The following is a 19,515-nucleotide window of genomic DNA, read 5'->3' on the forward strand; positions in this document are numbered from 1 at the left end:
CCAGTCAGAGAGGGATATTTCGTGCGATAGCGTAGAGCTCAGGACCAGGAAAAGTTATGCTGCTGTCATTCTCATCACGCGCAGAGAAATATGAACAGAATTGTCTATGTGGAAGATGAGCCAGAAGTGGGCGAACTGATCGCCGCTTACCTTGGCCGCCACGATATTGAAGTCACGGTTGAAACCCGCGGTGACCGTGCAGAAGCCACCATTCTTGAGGTCGACCCCGATCTGGTTTTGCTGGATATTATGCTTCCCGGCAAAGATGGCATGACGGTGTGCCGCGATCTTCGCGCCCACTGGCAAGGCCCGATCGTGTTATTGACCTCACTCGATAGCGATATGAACCACATCCTCGCTTTGGAAATGGGTGCCAACGATTACATTCTGAAAACCACGCCGCCTGCCGTACTGCTGGCGCGTCTGCGTTTGCACCTGCGCCAGGCGCAAGGTGTGCAGCCGGAAGTGGCGCCCGCCGTGCAGAGCTCACAGCGCGTGCTGCGCTTTGGTTCATTGACGATAGATTCACTGAATCGTCAGGTGACGCTGTTCGAGGAAAATATCACACTGTCTACAGCTGATTTCGATTTGCTGTGGGAGCTGGCAACCCATGCTGGGCAGATATTGAATCGTGATGCCCTGCTGAAAACGTTACGTGGCGTGACCTATGACGGCATGGATCGCAGTATTGATGTGGCGATCTCGCGCCTGCGTAAGAAGCTTTATGACAGCGCCACCGAACCGTTCCGCATCAAAACTATCCGTAATAAAGGTTATCTGTTCGCACCACAGGCCTGGGATACTCGCTCCGCATGAGAAAGCTCTTCATTCAGTTCTATTTGCTGCTGTTTGTCTGTTTTCTGGTGATGACGCTGCTGGTCGGTCTGGTGTACAAGTTCACCGCCGAACGCGCCGGTCGTCAGTCGATGAACGACTTGATGGCCAGCTCGCTGTTTTTGATGCGCAGCGAACTGCGCGAGATCCCGCCGCGTGACTGGAATAAAACCATCCGCAATCTCGATCTCGATCTGTCGTTTGAGCTACATATCGAACCGATGAGCAAGTATCAGCTGGATGAAGCCGACATGCGTCGTCTGCGCGCAGGTGAGATTGTCGCGCAGGACGATCAGTACACCTTCCTGCAGCATATTCCGCGCAGCCATTATGTGCTCTCTGTCGGCCCGATTCCGTACCTGTTCTATCTGCACCAAATGCGCATCCTCGATATCGCCTTACTGGCCTTTATCGGAATGTCACTGGCGCTGCCGGTGTTTATCTGGCTGCGGCCGCACTGGCAGGAGATGCAACGCCTGGAGAAAGCGGCACAACGCTTTGGTCGCGGTGAACTGGATGTGCGTACCCATTTTGAAAGCACATCCAGCCTGCACAGCCTGGGCGTCGCGTTTAACCAAATGGCGGATAACATCAATACGCTGGTCGCCAGTAAGAAACAGTTGATTGATGGCATCGCGCACGAGCTGCGTACGCCGTTGGTGCGATTACGTTATCGCTTAGAAATGAGCGATAACCTGAGTGAAGCGGAGTCCGCCGCGCTAAACCGCGATGTGGGCCAGTTAGAGAGCCTGATCGAAGAATTACTCACCTACGCTCGCCTGGATCGCCCGCGTGTTGACCTCAATTTGCAGTCATTCGACCTTGCCCAATGGTTGCGGCTGCATATCGAAGATGTGCAAACCATGAATCCGCAGGCGCAGATCGCGCTGGATATCCCGCAACTGGAAAATGTCGGTGCAGCGGATACTCGCCTGATGGAACGCGTGCTGGATAATCTGGTCAATAATGCCCTGCGCTATGCCCAACAGCGATTGCGCGTCAGCCTGTGGTTTGACGGCGCGATGGCTAATTTACAGGTAGAAGATGATGGTCCCGGCATTCCTCTGGAAGAGCGTGCACGCGTGTTTGAACCGTTCGTGCGTCTTGATCCCAGTCGCGACCGCGCCACGGGCGGCTGTGGTTTAGGCCTGGCGATTGTTCACTCTATCGCGCAAGCGCTGCAGGGACAGGTCAGTATTGAGAGCAGCCCGTTAGGCGGTGCCTGCGTTCGCTTCTGCTGGCCGATTGATCTACCCTTTCGAGACATTCCGCCCCGTTTACCGTCATAAGGAGCTTCAACTGTGACATCCGCTTATCAGCAACTTAGCCGTACATTCCAGCGCTTATCGCGCTTCGGTCACCTGGGCGCTATCGCTGGCGTCGATATGCAAACCACCATGCCACCGGGCGGCAGTCAGGCACGTGGCGAAGCCATGGCCGAATTGAGTGTCTTCATGCATGAACTGTTGACCGATAAGCGTCTCGGCGGTTTGTTCGATGCTGCACAGCAGGAATCTCTGAACGACGTTGAGCAGGCCAACCTCAGTGAAATGCAACGTGCGTGGCAGCAGGCGACAATCCTGCCCGCAGCGCTGGTGGAAGCGAAATCGCTGGCGGGCTCACGTTGTGAGCATGCATGGCGTCAGCAGCGCCCGGCCAATGACTGGGCTGGCTTCTCTGCCAACTTAAAAGAAGTGGTCAAACTCAGCCGTGAAGAAGCCCAGTTGCGTGCAGATGCATCCGGTGTTTCCCGCTATGATGCCTTGCTGGATGTGTTCGAGCCCGGCATGACCAGCGCCCAACTCGATAGCACCTTTGGCGAGTTAAAAAGCTGGTTGCCAGACCTGCTGCAAAAAGCCGTAGCAAAACAGCAGAAAACCCCTATCGCGGCTCCTGTTGGTCCTTTTGCCATTGAAGCGCAGAAACAACTGGGTCTCAGTGTGATGAAAACGCTCGGCTTCGACTTCAATCATGGTCGTCTTGACGTCAGCGCCCACCCCTTCTGCGGCGGCGTGCCAGAAGATGTGCGCATTACCACGCGTTACAATGAGAACGATTTTCTCAGTGCCATGATGGGCGTGATCCATGAAACGGGCCACGCTCGCTACGAGCAGAACTTGCCGCAGCAGTGGCGGGGACAGCCAGTCGCTCATGCGCGCTCCACGGCGATGCACGAGTCACAAAGCCTGTTTATGGAGATGCAGTTGGGGCGCAGCAACGGCTTCCTGCAACACATTCACCCGCAGGTGGTGGCTTTGATGGGGGATCAGCCCGCACTGGAAGTCAGCAACTTCATTCGCCAGACCCAGCGTGTCAAACCCGGTTTTATTCGCGTTGATGCAGATGAACTGAGTTATCCGGCGCATGTGATCCTGCGTTACGAGATTGAACGCGCGCTGATTGAAGGTGACATTGAGGTTGAAGATATCCCTGCGCTGTGGGACGAAAAGATGCAGCAATCGCTCGGCATTGACACCCGTGGCAATTACCGTGACGGCTGTATGCAGGATATTCACTGGACCGACGGTGCCTTTGGTTACTTCCCGACATATACCTTGGGCGCCATGTATGCCGCTCAGCTGTTCCAGGCGGTGAAGCGGGCGATTCCGCAGGTGGATGAACTGATCCTCGACGGCGAGTTGCAGCCAGTCTTTGACTGGTTACAGCAGAACATCTGGCAACACGGCAGCCGCTTCCCTACGCAGCAGTTGCTGATCAATGCGACAGGGGAAGCGCTGAATCCGCACTATTTCCGCCAGCACCTTGAACAACGCTACCTCTCTGAGTAAACTGCGCGGCGGCCAGTCAGGCCGCCCTTTTCACATCCTTTACCCAGCTTTGTACATTCCGTTACACGCCGATACCAATGCCTCACGGAAAGACCGAATTGTTTTTCATATAGTTCTTTCACCGGCCCCGCAGTGGGCTACACATGAAAAAATAGTTCGAGGATTTTGCGATGAAAAAATTAGTTGCACTGGTGATCGCCGCTGCTATGGGTATGTCTTCTGTTGCTTTCGCTGCTGAGACAACTGCTGCTCCGGCTGCCGCCGCTACTACTACCGCAGCACCGGTTAAGCATAAAGCTGTTCACCATAAAAAAGTTGCCCAGAAAGCGCAGGCAGCTAAGAAACACAAAAAAGTAGCTAAGAAAGCCCCAGCTGCACAGAAAGCTCAGGCTGCTAAAAAGCACCACAAAAAAGCAACCAAGCCAGCTGCACAGAAAGCTCAGGCTGCTAAAAAGCACCACAAGAAAGCAACCAAGCCAGCTGCACAGAAAGCCCAGGCTGCTAAAAAGCACCACAAAAAAGCAACCAAGCCAGCTGCACAGAAAGCTCAGGCTGCTAAAAAGCACCACAAAAAAGTAACTAAACCAGCTCAGAAAGCTCAGGCTGCTAAAAAGCATCACAAAGTGAAAAAAGCGGCTAAATAAGTTCGGCTCTTAGCGCCAACACCGCATTAATATTTAAAAAACACCCGGTTATGCCGGGTGTTTATTTACTGGAGTAGCGAAAAATGGTGCGTCGCTATCGCTTCGAAATTATCCTGATTGTGATGATACTGTGTGGCATCGTTGCAGCCAGTTTTTTTATCTAGTCGTTGTAGCGTGCTGATTACTCCAATATTTCTCCCTTTTTTCCCGCTCTCCGACTATAGTTACCGCTCACGCGTGATGACAATAACCTCTTTTTATTCTCGCCATTGAGAGAACTATGCGCCTGGCTATCCTGTTTCTAGTTGGTATTTTCAGTTTCAACCTCGCAGCACATGCCGATGATGAAGATGGGCCAAGCCCGGAAGACATCAAGACACTCTTTTTTGGCAAAGATCACCGCAAAGCGATCACCGATGTTAGCGCCGCACCCTGGGACGCCATTGGTCAGTTAGAGACCGAAAGCGGCAACCTGTGCACCGCCACCCTGATTTCTGCACATCTGGCTTTAACCGCAGGACACTGCCTGTTGGCCCCGCCAGGAAAATTCGATAAGCCAGTCGCGCTGCGTTTTATGGCGGGATCTAAGGGCTGGCGTTACGAGATTCATGATATTGACGCGCGCGTCGAGCCCTCTTTAGCCCGTAAATTACAGGCAGATGGTGAAGGCTGGATCGTGCCGCCGGGTGCCGCCCCTTACGACTATGGATTGGTGATACTGCATAACCCGCCATCGGGCATTGTACCGATTCCGCTGTTTGACGGTTCACGCAGTGATTTGACCGATGCGCTCAAAACCACCGAGCGCAAAGTGACGCAGGCTGGCTATCCGGCGGATCACCTGGATACGCTCTATTCGCACAGTGATTGTTTGATTACCGGTTGGGCACAGCGCGCGGTGCTGTCGCACCAGTGTGATACCCTGCCGGGCGACAGCGGATCGCCGCTGCTGTTGAAAACCGCTGATGGCTGGCAGTTGATTGCCGTGCAAAGTTCGGCACCAGCGCCCGCTGACCGCTACCGCGCGGATAACCGAGCGATTGCAGTGACCTCGTTTAAAGACCGCCTCGAAGAGTTAGCCAAATAACCGCCTGACGGTCGCCATAAATGGCGACCCTACAAAAATCGATGCCGTATTTTGTAGGGTGCGCATTTATGCGCACCGGCATACGTATTAACCTATCTGCTCCATCGCCTGCAAAATACGTTTTTCGGAGATCGGGAACGGTGTACCCAACTGCTGCGCGAAATGGCTCACCCTCAACTCTTCAATCATCCAGCGAATAGCCTGTACATCGGCATCATCCTGACGTTGCGGCGGTAACTTGTTACGCCATGTCTGCCACGCTTGTTCCACCGCCTGCACTTTCAGCATCCGCGCACGATCGCTGTGCGGGTCAACCGGCAGTTTCTCCAGACGGCGCTCAATACCCTGCAGGTAACGCAACGTATCAGCTAGTCGTTGATAGCCATTGCCCGTCACAAAGCCGCGATACACCAAGCCACTCATTTGCGTTTTGATATCAGACAGCGCCAAAGCCAGTGACATATCCACGCGGCCTTTGAGGAACTTATTGATATTAAACACCGACGTCAGGATCTGCTCGACCTGTTTGGCGATGGTCACCACCGTCTCATTGAGTTCTGCACGCACTTTGTCACGCAGTTGTTCGAAGTTTTCTTGTTGCCACGCCGGACCGCCCGCCGCCGCCATCAGCTTGTCGACGCCACAGGCGATACAATCATCGATCAGATCCAGCACTTTGCCGTAGGGATTGAAGTACAATCCGAGTTTGGCTTTATTCGGTAGCTTCTCGTGCAGATACTTGATTGGCGACGGAATATTCAACAGCAACAGGCGACGCTGTCCGCGCCACATCATTTTTTGCTGCTCTAACTCATTATCGAACAGACGAATAGCGACACTGTCTTTCTCATCGACCAGCGCCGGCCAGGCTTTTACCTGATAGCTGCCGCGCTTCTGTTCATAGCTTTGTGGCAAAGTGCCAAAGCTCCAGATATGCAGCCCGCTCTGCTCAAGTCCGTCGTCGGCCACTTTTGACAACGTCTCCTGCACTTTACCCTTCAGCACTTGTTTAAGCTGATGCAGATCTTTGCCTTCCTGCAACTTGCGGTTGTGCTCATCAACAATACGGAAGGTCATTTTGAGGTGATCGGGCACCTGATCCCATTGCCAGGCTTCACGGTCGATGGTGACGCCGGTAATGCGGCGGAATTCGCGCTCCAGTGCATCTAACAGCGGCAGTTCCATAGCTTTAACCCGCCCCAGAAACGCTTCTGCATAGTTGGGTGCTGGCACCAGATTACGACGTGTTGGTTTGGGCAGTGATTTGATCAGGGCGATCACCAATTCTCGGCGCACACCGGGAATTTGCCATTCAAAACCGCTCTCTTCGACCTGGTTTAATAACGGTAATGGGATATGCACGGTGACCCCATCCGCATCACCGCCCGGCTCAAACTGGTAGCTCAGTTTGAGCTTCAGGTTGCCCTGCTGCCAGAAGTTCGGATAATCAAGCTGGCTGACTTTATCGGCACCCTCTTTGATCAGCATCTGCTTATCAAAGCTGAGCAAATCGGGATTCGCTTTGCTCGCTTGTTTCCACCAGCTATCAAAATGACGCGCTGAGACCACTTCGCTGCCGATGCGTCGATCGTAGAAGGCAAACAGTGTTTCGTCGTCAACGAGGATGTCGCGACGGCGCGATTTGTGTTCCAAATCTTCAACTTCACTGCGCAATTTAAGGTTGTTGCGCAGGAATGCGTGACGCGTTTGCCAGTCTCCTTCCACCAGGGCATGACGGATAAACAGTTCGCGGCTGAGTTGCGGATCGATACGGCTATAGTTGACCTTGCGCGCCTGCACAATTGCCAGTCCGTACAGGGTAACTTTTTCCGTTGCCATCACCGCGCCCTGGGCTTTTTCCCAGTGCGGTTCGCTGTAGCTGCGTTTAATCAGGTGTTGTGCCAGCGGCTCAATCCATTCCGGATCGATACGCGCCGCCACACGTCCCCACAGGCGGCTGGTTTCCACCAGCTCTGCCACCATGGTCCACTTCGGTGGCTTCTTAAACAGGCCCGAACCGGGGAAGATGGAGAAACGCGCATTACGCGCCCCGGTAAACTCCTGCTTCTCGTTATCTTTTTGCCCGATATGCGACAGCAATCCAGTCAGCAACGCGCAGTGCACTTCACGATAGGGTGTCGGTTCGCTGTTGACTGGCATGCCCTGTTCACGCACCACCTGGCGCAATTGGGTGTAAATATCCTGCCATTCACGGACGCGTAAATAGTTGAGGAAATCAGCCTTACACTGGCGGCGGAAATGATTGCCAGACAGCGCTTTTTGCTGCTCTTGCAGGTAATTCCACAGATTCACAAAGCTGAGGAAATCAGACTCTTTATCGGCAAAACGACGATGTTTCTCATCAGATGCCTGCTGTTTTTCACTGGGACGCTCACGCGGGTCTTGAATGGATAACGCCGCCGTGATGATCATCGCTTCACGCACACAACCAAATTTCTGCGCTTCCAGTACCATACGCGCCAGACGCGGATCGACCGGCAACTGCGCCAACTGGCGGCCTGACGAGGTTAACTTATAGGTTTCATCTTCGCTCAACGTAATCGCGCCCAACTCTTCCAGCAGACGTACACCGTCCTGGATGTTGCGCTTGTCTGGCGCTTCGACGAACGGGAATGCACCGATATCGCCGAGGCCCAGTGCCGTCATCTGCAGAATGACCGATGCCAGGTTGGTGCGCAGAATTTCTGGGTCGGTAAACGCCGGGCGGCTGAGGAAATCGTCTTCTGAGTAGAGACGAATACAGATCCCTTCCGATACGCGACCGCAACGCCCCTTACGCTGATTGGCAGAGGCTTGCGAAACCGGTTCAATCGGCAGGCGCTGCACCTTGGTGCGATAGCTATAGCGGCTGATACGTGCCGTACCGGGATCGATAACGTATTTAATGCCCGGCACCGTCAGGGAGGTTTCCGCCACGTTGGTCGCCAGCACGATACGGCGTCCACTGTGTGACTGGAACACGCGGTTCTGTTCGGCGTTGGAGAGACGCGCATAAAGCGGCAGGATTTCCGTGTGTGGAATCTCCCGCTTCATCAGCGCATCGGCGGTATCACGGATCTCGCGTTCACCGCTCATAAAGATCAGGATGTCGCCACGGCTCTCGTGCCCCAACTCATCCACCGCATCAAAAATCGCCTGAAGCTGGTCACGGTCAGTGTCGTCAGCATCTTCCACTATCGGGCGATAACGCACCTCCACCGGATAGGTGCGACCAGAGACTTCAATCACCGGTGCGTTGTTAAAATGACGCGAGAAACGCTGTGGATCGATGGTAGCCGAGGTGATGATGACTTTCAGGTCGGGACGACGCGGCAACAGTTCGCGCAAATATCCCAGCAGGAAATCGATGTTCAGACTGCGCTCGTGCGCCTCATCGATAATGATGGTGTCGTATTGCAACAGTTGACGGTCCTGCTGGATTTCCGCCAGCAAAATACCGTCGGTCATCAGCTTCACCTGGGTGGTGTCACTGACCTGATCGTTAAAACGCACTTTATAACCAATGGTGCCACCCAGTGAGATTTCCAGCTCATCGGCAATACGGTTCGCCACGGTGCGTGCTGCCAGACGACGCGGCTGAGTATGACCAATCAGCCCCTTCACGCCCCTTCCGAGCGCCAGACAGATTTTGGGTAACTGCGTGGTTTTCCCTGAGCCGGTCTCACCTGCCACGATCACGACCTGATGGTCGCGGATGGCTTCGGCAATTTCCTGCTGTTTCTGACTGACCGGCAGGTTTTCCGGGAAGGTAATGCGCGGAGTGGCAGCGGTACGCTGGGCAATGCGCTGTTCAGCCGCAGCAAATTCAGGCTCCAGTTCAGCAGCAATGCCCTGCTGTGCCGCAGGATTTTTCACCTTCGCCGCGCCATGCAGACGGCGCTGCAAACGCTGGCGATCGCGCAGCATGAGATTATCGAGCCGCGTCCAAAGTGGGGCCAAAGGGGAAGTGACGGTTGATGACATAGTGATGTGTTACCTGTTGTCGCGGCGAGCCTGACAAAGTGCGCTCGTTGCCGGCAAAAATACCCGGCGGATTCAATCAATTATTGCCCGGCATAATAGCACACTCTGGACAACCTCACCTGACCGGACATGCGACCTTATTCAATAATTTCGAACATAGGTCTCGAAATATTGCGCTTTTACCTCGCGGAGGAACTCCGTAGAGTGTAACGCATTGAGCGGTAAGCCAACCGCGTAACGCACAGGAAAATACCATGAGCAAAGTTTTAGTTCTGAAATCAAGCATCCTCGCTGGTTACTCTCAGTCAAACCAACTGGCTGACTTCTACGCTGAAGAAGCGCGCGCAAAAGGTAACGAAGTTACCGTACGCGATTTGGCTGCACAGCCGATTCCAGTCCTGGATGGTGAGCTGGTTGGCGCACTGCGTCCTTCTGATGCTCCACTGTCTCCACGTCAGCAGGAAGCACTGGCGCTGTCCGACGAATTGATTGCTGAACTGCAAGCGCATGACACTGTGGTTATTGCTGCACCCATGTACAACTTCAACATCCCCACTCAGCTGAAGAACTACTTCGATCTGATTGCTCGCGCTGGCGTGACCTTCCGCTACACCGAAGCAGGCCCAGAAGGTCTGGTAACCGGTAAACGCGCAGTGATCCTGTCCAGCCGTGGCGGTATCCACAAAGATACCCCAACCGATCTGCTGACCCCATACGTGAAATTGTTCCTGGGCTTCATCGGCATCACCGACGTGAACTTCGTGTTCGCAGAAGGTATTGCTTATGGTCCAGAAGTCGCGACCAAAGCGGCTAACGACGCTAAAGACGCTATCAAACAAATTGTTGCTGCGTAATCATTGAGAACGTGATGAATACCCGAGAATAATGGGTATGATGCCATCTTTGCCGGGCCTGAGTGCCCGGCTTTTTTGTGCCTGTTGTTAGCCATAAATGGCATATATGTGTCAGTTGAGCGATTTTCGGTCGTCATAAATGGCCACCCTACGACGATCGGGCGTGGTTATCGTAGGGTGCGCATTTATGCGCACATGAACTTTAAGACACTTATTTACGTAACCACTGCCCGTTGATTCCGCGCACATACTCACCGCTGCCCGCGCGGTTCACCAGCTTCTCGCCAGCGATGCGCGCCACTTCGCTGGTGGTCAGATTATTCTGCTGCGCCACACGCTGATATTGCTGGGTGCGACCATCGTTGATGCGCTTCACCAGCGCCAGGGTCTCATCATCCTGCTGGCGTGCCGCGATAAAACCGCTCAGCGTCTCGCCCACGCGCCCCTGTTGCCGCGCCTCATCAAGCGTTAACGCCCACGCGGAAGGGATCATCAGTAGCGCCAGAAACAGCGCGGCCCATTTGCGTTTCATCATGCCGCTCCTTAAAACAGACCGCTTTGATTTTTCAACAACGCTTCCACGTCTTTATCGACCTTAATATGGATCTCATGCTCGATCTTGACGTTCATATTGATGGTGATGGGCTCTTTCGGTGCCGCGACTTCAATGCGCGGTACGCATCCCATTAGTGGCAGCCCAGCGGCTAAAACCAGTAGTGCCCTCAGGCTCATGGTTGGGGATCCTTTTTCGATGGCAGGGTGGCGTTTTGCTCCACCCAGGATTGCAAATTATCGCCAAAGCGCAGACTGCGCCACAGCTGGAACAGATTTTCCTGATGCCGGTAGTTAAGATTGATCGACTGGCGGCGATTACTGAACTGGCTGGTGCCTTTGACTTCCGACTGCATGGTGAGATTGCCGAAATTATCCAGATCCAGCGTCGCCCACGAACGGGAGATCTCCATATAGCGCAACCAGTCCATGGCCGCCCCCGCCGCAAAGTTATTGCTGACGATGGCATCGGCCATATCTTTATCCATGCGGAACGTCAGCGGGCCGCTATTGGCAATCCATCCTTTCTCAATCAGCCATTGCGGATTATTGACCCACAGCGGTAACTCGCCGTTGACCTTACCCGACATGGCGAACTGCTTGGGCTTGATGGCGGTAATCAGCTTGCTGAGATTGATTTCCCGCAGTGAGACGCGCGCGGGTTGATGCTGCGGCATGCGCAGTTCAGGCATGCTGACATGACCACCCAGCAGATCGAGATTCACATTGCTGAGTGTCAACGGCTGGCGCTCCTGCCATGGGTAGTGACCCTGTAAATCGGCGGTAATGTTCTGCAGGGCGAACTGATTTTTCACCTCGGCAATGCGCAGCGAAACCGGCCCACGGCGGCCAAGCTGCCACTGATGATCTTTCAGACGGAACGGCAGCGTGAAGTCGATGCCATTAATCTCACTGTCTGGCATCCACACGCTGCCATTTTTCACCGCCCAGTGACCGCCGGCTTCAAACCCTTGGTCATTCGCGGCGGAGAAAGCGATTTGGGCGCGTAACTCACCCGATTGAATGCGCATCTTCAAATCGCTGCTGAGCAATGGCTGAAACACCGTCAGCGATTGGGCTGGCCACCAGGCTTCACCGCGTAAACGTTCACCGTCCCAACGCCCATGCACGCGCACAGGGCCAATATCTTCCGCGGTGAGCTGTCCACGCCAGACAAACCGGCTGGGATCGCTGCCCTTGGCTTCAAAATTTAATTCAGACGGCGGCAGCCAGCCACCATAGCTGAACTGCGTCTGGCCGGATTTCAGCGTGAACCCGCCGTTAAACGCAGGATGATTGATGTCACGTTGCCAACGCACGGGTGCTGTGAGGGTTAAGCGCGGTTTGTCGACCTGCACCATGCCATAGGAGAGTTGGTCAAAACCGGTATTAAGCGTGTCGAGACTGATCAACGTATCTTGCCAACTGCCCGTGCCCTTCACGTCCCATTTGGCATTAAGCGGTGCCATCTCGCCATCGCCCCAGTAACGCCAGTTCCAGCGCCCGCTGTCAGGCCAGAAATCACTGGCTCGTCCATCAAGGTGCAGGGTAAAACGGCCAAAACTGGGATCGTGCGCTTTCAGGATCGCTTGCAGGCGTCCATTGATACCGCGAGAAGCGACGGTGACCCCGGCCAGCGGCCAACGTGCTTCATCCACTTCTAACGTCGAGAGTATACGACCGCGCAAACGTAGCAACGATCCTTGTTTCAGGCTGATTTGCGGATCGGTAAGCATGCCGTGCAACACGCCAGGCATAGTGCCGAAGAGTTGCAAGTCGGCAAACTTGCTCTCTCCCGTTAACTGGAATGGCAAGTGGCTATCGGTGAGACTTAAGTTGCCGGGTCCAACACTCAGCACCAGGTTGCCTTTCCCCCCGCGCCCTTGTGTTAACAGATTAAAGCGGCCGCTGATCAGCGTATTCTCTAATCCCTGCTGCCAGTTTTCCAGCGTCAACGCCATGCCGCCTGACAACGGTTGGTCAGCTTGTGGCCAGCGCCACTGGCCCTGGGAGATGCGGATTTGTTGCGCGTCAACTTGCCACGGCAGCTGCAACAATGGCTGATCGTCACCCTGCTGATTAACGGTCAATGTGCCTTGCTGTTGCTGCCAGTTGAGCGCCACTGACAGCGGTTGCGGCCACTGAGCCAGATTGACATCGCCGTTCAACTCGCCCGCCACGGGTAAGCCATCAGCGAATGCAGGCAGGGTCAGATCACCGTGCAGATCGAGCGGTTTGGGTAACAGCGGATGGGTGAACTGGAGTTGTGTGATATGCAGTTGCTGCCCTTGCAGATTTGCATCCACGCTGAGGTTATCGCCTTGGTAATGCAGCTGTTGCGCGTTCTTATCTAATGTCAGGTCAAAGCGACCGGCATATTGTTGCCACGGCAGAATACTCAGCTGTTCAAGATGAATATCGGCACCCGGCAACATCTGCTGCCATTCGGCCAGGCTTCGCGGCGCAGCGCTGTTGCTGCCCTGCGGCAATGCTTGTAGACAATCGGTGTTAAGCTGGACGCTGTGTGCATTCAGCTGCCAGCGCTGGCTGTGCCGACCCAGCGCCACGTCTTCGACCTTCGCCAGTTCGCAATCTCCCGCCAGGTAACGTACTTCAGGAAAATGCAGACCGCCCTGATGCCAGCGCGGTGCACCGTTTAGTTCAACACGGGTATTTTCTGGCAGCCAGATGCCCGCCAGCCGGGGTAACCATTGCGTTAACGTCAGCAATAACCCCAACAGCAGCAGTATCAGCGCCAGCAGCGCAGCAAGTGTTCGACGAAGGCCCCGCGTCATGGCAGTTAACTTTCCTGTTCTTTACGCAATCCTGACAGTGATGATGTCATGTTATGCCCGGCAAATGAAGGTGTTAGCTTAATAGCCTGGCTGAAGAACAGCAAAGTGACGCGGAAAACGTTATCCTGTTGTGATACCGACAGTGCATTTTTCAGGAGCGAAACAATGAAAGTTGCGGTTTACAGCACCAAACACTACGACCAGAAATACCTTGAACACGTCAATGCTCGCTATGGATTTGAGCTGGAGTTTTTCGATTTCCTGCTCAGCGAGGCGACGGCAAAAAACGCAGCGGGCTGCGATGCGGTGTGCATTTTTGTCAATGATGATGGCAGTAAAGCGGTGCTGGAAGAGCTGGCCGCATTGGGCGTGAAATATATCGCGCTGCGCTGTGCGGGTTTCAATAACGTCGATCTTGCAGTGGCGGCTGCGCTGGGTCTTCAGGTGGTTCGCGTGCCAGCCTATTCCCCGGAAGCGGTAGCAGAACATGCTGTCGGGCTGATGATGACGCTCAACCGACGTATCCATCGCGCTTATCAACGCACGCGTGATGCCAACTTCTCACTGGATGGTTTAACCGGTTTCAATATGCATGGCAAAACCGCAGGAGTAGTAGGCACCGGCAAAATCGGTGTGGCGGCCATGCGCATATTGAAAGGGTTTGGTATGCGGCTGCTGGCGTTCGATCCCTATCCCAGCGACACTGCCCTGGAGTTGGGTGCGGAGTATGTGGATTTGAAAACGCTGTTTGCGCAATCCGATGTGATTACGCTGCACTGCCCACTGACACCCGAGAATCATCATCTGCTCAATGCGCAGGCATTCAGTCAAATGAAAGATGGCGTGATGATCATCAATACCAGCCGCGGCGGCCTGATTGACTCCCAAGCGGCTATTGATGCATTGAAACAGCAAAAGATCGGTTCACTCGGGATGGATGTGTATGAAAACGAGCGCGACTTGTTCTTTGAGGACAAGTCGAATGATGTGATTCAGGACGACATCTTCCGCCGTTTGTCAGCCTGTCATAACGTGTTATTCACCGGGCATCAGGCGTTCCTGACCGCCGAAGCGTTGACGGCAATTTCAGAAACCACGCTCAGCAATCTGCAACAGCTTGAACGCGGTGAGACCAGCCCGAATCAAGTTAAAGCTTAATCGTCTTGCGCCTGCGTTAGCGGGCGCAACGTCCACCCATCAGCGCCTGTTCGTCGCAGCGACGCCCATTCGCCAGTTGGCACATACCAATACGCGAACCATCTAACTGACGTGAGAAGGCCAGCGATCCCCCGGCATTACTGCAATTCACTTCAGCCAGAGAAGCCATGACCACATGGGATGGCACGTGTGCAGCGGTCGCCTGTTGCGGTGGTTCGTTATCACTGTTGCTGCTACAGGCAGAAAGTAACAGCGCTGCACCGGCCAGCAGTAAGGTAGCGGCTTTCATCGGTCGGGCTCCGGGGAGTTGGGCGTAAAAGAGCCACCAGCATATGTCAGGTCCCATCAGGGGTCGATAGGCGACACAGCTTTTTACAAAATTTTTTATCACCCTTTGCAAGCAGAATTATCCTGATTGAACGCAATTATCCTTTTCGCGACAAAAGATCGCGATTTATCAACAGCCAGGAGGAACCATGTTAACGGACATGCTTATCCGTATCGCCCTCGCCGGGATTCTCGGTGGGTTGATTGGCCTGGAGCGCCAGATGCGCGCCAAAGAAGCCGGGCTGCGCACCCATATTCTGGTCGGTATTGGCAGCGCGATGTTTATGCTGGTCTCCAAATACGGCTTCTCTGACATGCTCAACAGCGACCATGTGGCACTCGATCCCAGCCGTATTGCCGCGCAGGTGGTGAGCGGGATGGGCTTCCTCGGTGCAGGTACCATCATCATCCAAAAACAGATCGTCAAAGGTTTAACCACTGCCGCCGGATTATGGGTCACCGCCGCGATTGGCCTGGTGATTGGTAGCGGAATGTACGAAATCGGTATCTACGGCACGGTGCTGGCGCTGGTGGTGCTAGAAACCTTCCGCCGCATCAGTCACTGGTTGATTGGCCGCCATCACACGCTGTTGGTTCACCTTAAACCGAAAAGTGTGCCACTGGTGCTGCTGGTGATGCAGCGCGAAAACCTGCGCTATGGCCATATCGCGGTGGTCAATCGGGATGAAGAGAACGGTCTCTGTGAACTGAGCGTCGAGGTGACATTGTCACGCAATGCACCGATCCATACCATTTATGACAAAGTGATGGAAATCAAAGGCGTTCAGTCACTTGAAATGATGTAAAAAACAGCAACCTTAGGTGTCTGTGCGTTCATCCTCAGACACCACACAGATGAAAAAGTCCCGCCCCTGCGCTTTGCTAAACTGAATCATTACCCCCGTAAATTTTATGGGTTTCCAGGCTCAGCAAAGGACGTTTTATGATTACCGTCGACGGCAATGGCGCAGTGGCTTCGGTCGCTTTCCGCACCAGTGAAGTGATCGCCATCTATCCCATCACCCCCAGTTCCACCATGGCGGAACTGGCAGACAGCTGGTCAGGCGAAGGGCGCCGCAACATCTGGGGCGATGTCCCGCGCGTGGTCGAGATGCAATCCGAAGGTGGCGCAATTGCTACCGTCCATGGTGCCTTACAAACCGGCGCACTCTCCACCACCTTTACCTCCTCGCAAGGTTTGCTGTTGATGATCCCCACACTGTACAAGCTGGCGGGTCAACTGACGCCGTTTGTCTTGCACGTGGCGGCGCGTACTGTGGCCACCCACGCACTCTCTATTTTTGGCGATCACTCTGATGTGATGGCAGTACGCCAGACCGGTTGTGCCCAACTGTGCGCTTCCAGCGTGCAGGAAGCGCAAGACTTCGCGCTGATTTCCCAGATGGCGTCGCTCAATAGCCGCGTGCCCTTTATTCACTTCTTTGACGGTTTCCGTACCTCGCACGAGATCAACAAAATTGTCCCGATCAGCGATGAAACCCTACAAGCGCTGATGCCTGCCGAAGCGATTGCTGGCCACCGTGCGCGTGCGTTAACGCCCGACCATCCTTCAATACGCGGTACCTCCGCGAATCCGGATACCTATTTCCAGTCTCGCGAAGCCACCAACCGCTGGTATGACGCCTGTACCGGCCATGTTGAAACAGCAATGGTCGCCTTTGGCGCGGAAACCGGCCGCCACTATCAGCCTTTCGAGTACTACGGTCACCCACAAGCTGACCGCGTGATCGTGATGATGGGCTCTGGCTGCGGCACTGCCGAAGAAGCGATTGATACCCTTCTGCAACGCGGTGACAAGGTGGGTCTGGTGAAGGTTCGCCTCTATCGCCCATTCTCTGCTGCGCATCTAATCAAAACCTTGCCTGCTTCAGTTCAGCGCCTGGCTGTACTGGACCGAACCAAGGAGCCTGGCGCCCTCGGTGAGCCGCTGTTTCTCGATGTGATGACAGCGTTGGCAGAAGCCTTCAGTTGTGGCGAGCGCCCGACGCTGCCCAAAGTGATTGGTGGGCGTTATGGGTTGTCGTCAAAAGAATTTGCGCCTGATGCAGTGCTAGCCGTGTTCCGCGCCCTGCAGCGCGATAAGCCGCCATCCCGTTTTACCGTCGGGATTTACGATGATGTCACCCATCTTTCTTTACCGATGGAAAGCAACATCGTGCCCAACCGCGCGCGGCTGCAGGCCCTCTTCTATGGGTTAGGTAGCGATGGCAGCGTCAGCGCCAGTAAAAATAACCTGAAGATCATCGGCAACGCGACGCCATGGCATGTTCAGGGCTATTTCGTCTACGATTCGAAAAAAGCCGGCGGTCTGACGGTTTCGCATTTACGCGTCAGTGAACACCCGATTCAGTCAGCTTATCTGGTGCAGCAGGCTGATTTCATCGGCTGTCATCAGCTGCAATTTATCGATAAGTATTCGATGCTCGATCAGCTCAAACCCGGCGGGATTTTCCTGCTCAACACGCCTTATGCCGCGGATGAAGTCTGGTCACGTTTGCCGCAAGAGGTGCAAAGCCAGCTCAATGAAAAACAGGCGCGCTTGTATGTGATCAATGCCGCCCGCATTGCGCGTGAATGCCAGTTAGGCGCGCGCATCAATACCGTGATGCAAATGGCCTTCTTCCAGCTGACCCAAATTCTGCCCGGCGACAGCGCGCTGACCGAACTGCAAAATGCCATCGCACGCAGTTACAGCAGCAAAGGCGAAGCGTTAGTACAACGCAACTGGCAGGCACTGGCGATGGCACAACAAGCGCTGGAGGCCGTGCCGCTGCAGCCCGTCGACAGCCGCAGCCCGCATCGTCCACCGGTGGTTTCCGACAGCGCGCCCGATTTCGTCAAAACGGTCACCGCCGCCATGCTGGCTGGCCTGGGTGACAAGCTGCCGGTGTCGGCCCTGCCGCCAGACGGCACCTGGCCGGTGGGCACCACGCAATGGGAAAAGCGCAATATCGCGGAAGCGATTCCCATCTGGCAGCCCGATCTCTGCACTCAATGTAACCATTGCGTGGCCGCCTGCCCGCATTCGGCGATCCGTGCCAAAGTGGTGGTACCAGAAGCGTTAGCGTCAACGCCAGACACACTCGCCTCACTGGATGTGAAATCACGCGATATGCGCGGGCAAAAATATGTCCTGCAGGTCGCGCCTGAAGATTGTACCGGCTGCAACCTGTGTGTGGAGGTGTGTCCCGCCAGCGACCGACAGCATCCCGAAATCAAAGCCATCAATATGCAGTCGCGTCTTGAGCATGTCGAAGTCGAGAAAGTGAATTACGATGCGTTTCTCGCCTTGCCGGAGATCACCGCTGAGCAGCTGGAGCGCATTGATATCCGCACCTCGCAGTTGATCACGCCTTTGTTCGAGTATTCCGGAGCCTGTTCCGGTTGCGGAGAAACGCCCTATATTAAGTTGCTGACCCAGCTGTATGGCGATCGCTTACTGATCGCCAACGCCACTGGCTGTTCATCCATTTATGGCGGAAATCTGCCTTCAACGCCTTATACCACGAATGCCGAAGGGCGCGGTCCAGCGTGGGCAAATTCGCTGTTTGAAGATAACGCTGAGTTCGGCCTCGGCTTCCGCCTGAGTGTGGATCAACAAAAACAACGCGCGCTGCGCCTGCTGGAACAGTGCGTACCGCAATTATCTGCGCCTCTGGTGGAGGAGTTAAAAGGTGACAATGTCACGACATCTGTGCGCCGTGAACAGATTGACCAGCTGCGAGCACAGCTGAAACTTTTGCCCTCACCTGAAGCGGGCGAATTGCGAGAGATTGCGGATGCCTTGGTTGAGAAATCGGTGTGGTTAATTGGAGGCGATGGCTGGGCGTATGACATCGGCTTTGGCGGGCTGGATCATGTGATGAGCCTGAATGAGAACGTCAATGTTTTGGTGCTCGATACGCAGTGCTACTCCAACACTGGTGGGCAAGCATCCAAAGCCACGCCGCTCGGTGCCGTCACCAAGTTTGGTGAGCAAGGTAAACGCAAAGCGCGCAAAGACCTGGGGATGTCTACGCTGTTGTACGGGCATGTGTATGTGGCGCAGATTTCACTCGGTGCGCAGCTCAACCAAACGGTGAAAGCGATTCAGGAAGCGGAAGCCTGGCCAGGCCCTTCCTTGATCATCGCCTACAGTCCCTGTGAGGAGCACGGCTACGATCTGGCTTACAGTCATGAACAGATGCGTCTGTTGACCACCAGCGGATTCTGGCCACTGTATCGTTACGATCCTCGGCGCGCCGAACAAGGAAAAGCCGCACTGTCGCTGGATTCGCGTCCACCGACATCGGAACTGGAGCAGGCGCTGATGAATGAACAGCGCTTCCGTCAGTTGCAAACCCGAGATCCCGAAGCCGCCACGCAGCTGTGGCATGATGCCACCGAAGCCGCCAGTCAGCGTTATCAACGACTGGCGGAAATGGCCGGTAAAGCGGAGAAAAGTGAGTAGCTAAAGCCATTGACCAAAGG

General features: G+C 54.7%; 15 protein-coding genes. 10 read left to right on the plus strand and 5 right to left on the minus strand.

All coding sequences use genetic code 11. The annotated features are described in order from the left end of the window. The first annotated feature begins 90 nt into the window (after positions 1–90). From rstA to ACPUC8_RS00825, 6 genes are all read left to right on the plus strand, one after another. The gene (gene rstA / locus ACPUC8_RS00800) at positions 91–816 is read left to right on the plus strand and encodes a two-component system response regulator RstA (protein ID WP_039334329.1); all 726 of its coding nucleotides are present in this window, start codon (positions 91–93) and stop codon (positions 814–816) included. Beyond that, complete coding sequence (rstB, locus tag ACPUC8_RS00805) at positions 813–2,123, plus strand: two-component system sensor histidine kinase RstB (protein WP_494925443.1); 1,311 nt, start codon at positions 813–815, stop codon at positions 2,121–2,123. Before rstA ends, rstB begins: the two co-directional genes overlap by 4 nt. A 12-nt stretch (positions 2,124–2,135) precedes the next feature. Next, positions 2,136–3,623: a carboxypeptidase M32 gene (locus tag ACPUC8_RS00810; protein ID WP_494925444.1), complete on the plus strand. Its 1,488-nt coding sequence runs from the start codon at positions 2,136–2,138 to the stop codon at positions 3,621–3,623. 170 nt (positions 3,624–3,793) lie between these two features. Next, positions 3,794–4,267, plus strand: coding sequence for an acid resistance repetitive basic protein Asr (gene asr / locus ACPUC8_RS00815; RefSeq protein WP_039334324.1), 474 nt, complete (start codon positions 3,794–3,796; stop codon positions 4,265–4,267). Between the two features lie 83 nt (positions 4,268–4,350). Continuing rightward, complete coding sequence (ydgU, locus tag ACPUC8_RS00820) at positions 4,351–4,431, plus strand: small membrane protein YdgU (protein ID WP_455843913.1); 81 nt, start codon at positions 4,351–4,353, stop codon at positions 4,429–4,431. A gap of 116 nt (positions 4,432–4,547) precedes the next feature. After that, positions 4,548–5,354, plus strand: a complete 807-nt coding sequence (locus ACPUC8_RS00825) for a trypsin-like serine peptidase (RefSeq protein WP_039334322.1) — start codon at positions 4,548–4,550, stop codon at positions 5,352–5,354. Positions 5,355–5,441: 87 nt separating this feature from the next. On the opposite strand, the gene hrpA is transcribed toward ACPUC8_RS00825, so the two are convergent. Further along, on the minus strand, positions 5,442–9,338 hold the full coding sequence (gene hrpA, locus ACPUC8_RS00830; RefSeq protein WP_494925445.1) for an ATP-dependent RNA helicase HrpA: 3,897 nt from the start codon (positions 9,336–9,338) through the stop codon (positions 5,442–5,444). A gap of 254 nt (positions 9,339–9,592) precedes the next feature. On the opposite strand from hrpA, the gene azoR reads away from it, so the two are divergent. Beyond that, the gene (gene azoR / locus ACPUC8_RS00835; protein WP_034821315.1) at positions 9,593–10,192 is read left to right on the plus strand and encodes an FMN-dependent NADH-azoreductase; all 600 of its coding nucleotides are present in this window, start codon (positions 9,593–9,595) and stop codon (positions 10,190–10,192) included. A 211-nt stretch (positions 10,193–10,403) separates the two neighbouring features. On the opposite strand, the gene ACPUC8_RS00840 is transcribed toward azoR, so the two are convergent. From ACPUC8_RS00840 to ACPUC8_RS00850, 3 genes are read right to left on the minus strand one after another with little or no spacing between them, the layout of a single operon-like run. Continuing rightward, positions 10,404–10,724: a YdbL family probable chaperone protein gene (locus tag ACPUC8_RS00840; protein WP_039333457.1), complete on the minus strand. Its 321-nt coding sequence runs from the start codon at positions 10,722–10,724 to the stop codon at positions 10,404–10,406. A gap of 11 nt (positions 10,725–10,735) precedes the next feature. Next, positions 10,736–10,924 (minus strand): YnbE family lipoprotein, encoded by a 189-nt coding sequence (locus ACPUC8_RS00845; RefSeq protein WP_039333459.1) that lies wholly within the window; start codon positions 10,922–10,924, stop codon positions 10,736–10,738. After that, positions 10,921–13,539, minus strand: coding sequence for a YdbH family protein (locus tag ACPUC8_RS00850; protein WP_494925446.1), 2,619 nt, complete (start codon positions 13,537–13,539; stop codon positions 10,921–10,923). Before ACPUC8_RS00850 ends, ACPUC8_RS00845 begins: the two co-directional genes overlap by 4 nt. Positions 13,540–13,704: 165 nt before the next feature. Here ACPUC8_RS00850 and ACPUC8_RS00855 point away from each other — a divergent pair, with 165 nt between their 5' ends. Then, positions 13,705–14,697 carry a 2-hydroxyacid dehydrogenase gene (locus tag ACPUC8_RS00855; protein ID WP_494925447.1) on the plus strand — a complete coding sequence of 331 codons (993 nt, stop codon included), beginning with the start codon at positions 13,705–13,707 and terminating at the stop codon, positions 14,695–14,697. Positions 14,698–14,713: 16 nt separating this feature from the next. Here the strand turns inward: ACPUC8_RS00855 and ACPUC8_RS00860 are convergent, their stop codons facing one another. Continuing rightward, on the minus strand, positions 14,714–14,986 hold the full coding sequence (locus tag ACPUC8_RS00860) for a putative hemolysin (RefSeq protein ID WP_039333466.1): 273 nt from the start codon (positions 14,984–14,986) through the stop codon (positions 14,714–14,716). Positions 14,987–15,173: 187 nt separating this feature from the next. Here ACPUC8_RS00860 and ACPUC8_RS00865 point away from each other — a divergent pair, with 187 nt between their 5' ends. Next, positions 15,174–15,830 carry an MgtC/SapB family protein gene (locus tag ACPUC8_RS00865; RefSeq protein ID WP_039333468.1) on the plus strand — a complete coding sequence of 219 codons (657 nt, stop codon included), beginning with the start codon at positions 15,174–15,176 and terminating at the stop codon, positions 15,828–15,830. A 137-nt stretch (positions 15,831–15,967) separates the two neighbouring features. Beyond that, a complete protein-coding gene (nifJ, locus tag ACPUC8_RS00870) occupies positions 15,968–19,495 on the plus strand; it encodes a pyruvate:ferredoxin (flavodoxin) oxidoreductase (RefSeq protein WP_494925448.1) in 3,528 nt (1,175 codons plus the stop codon). Positions 19,496–19,515: the final 20 nt, after the last annotated feature.

The organism is Pantoea sp. CFCC18177 (assembly GCF_059412425.1).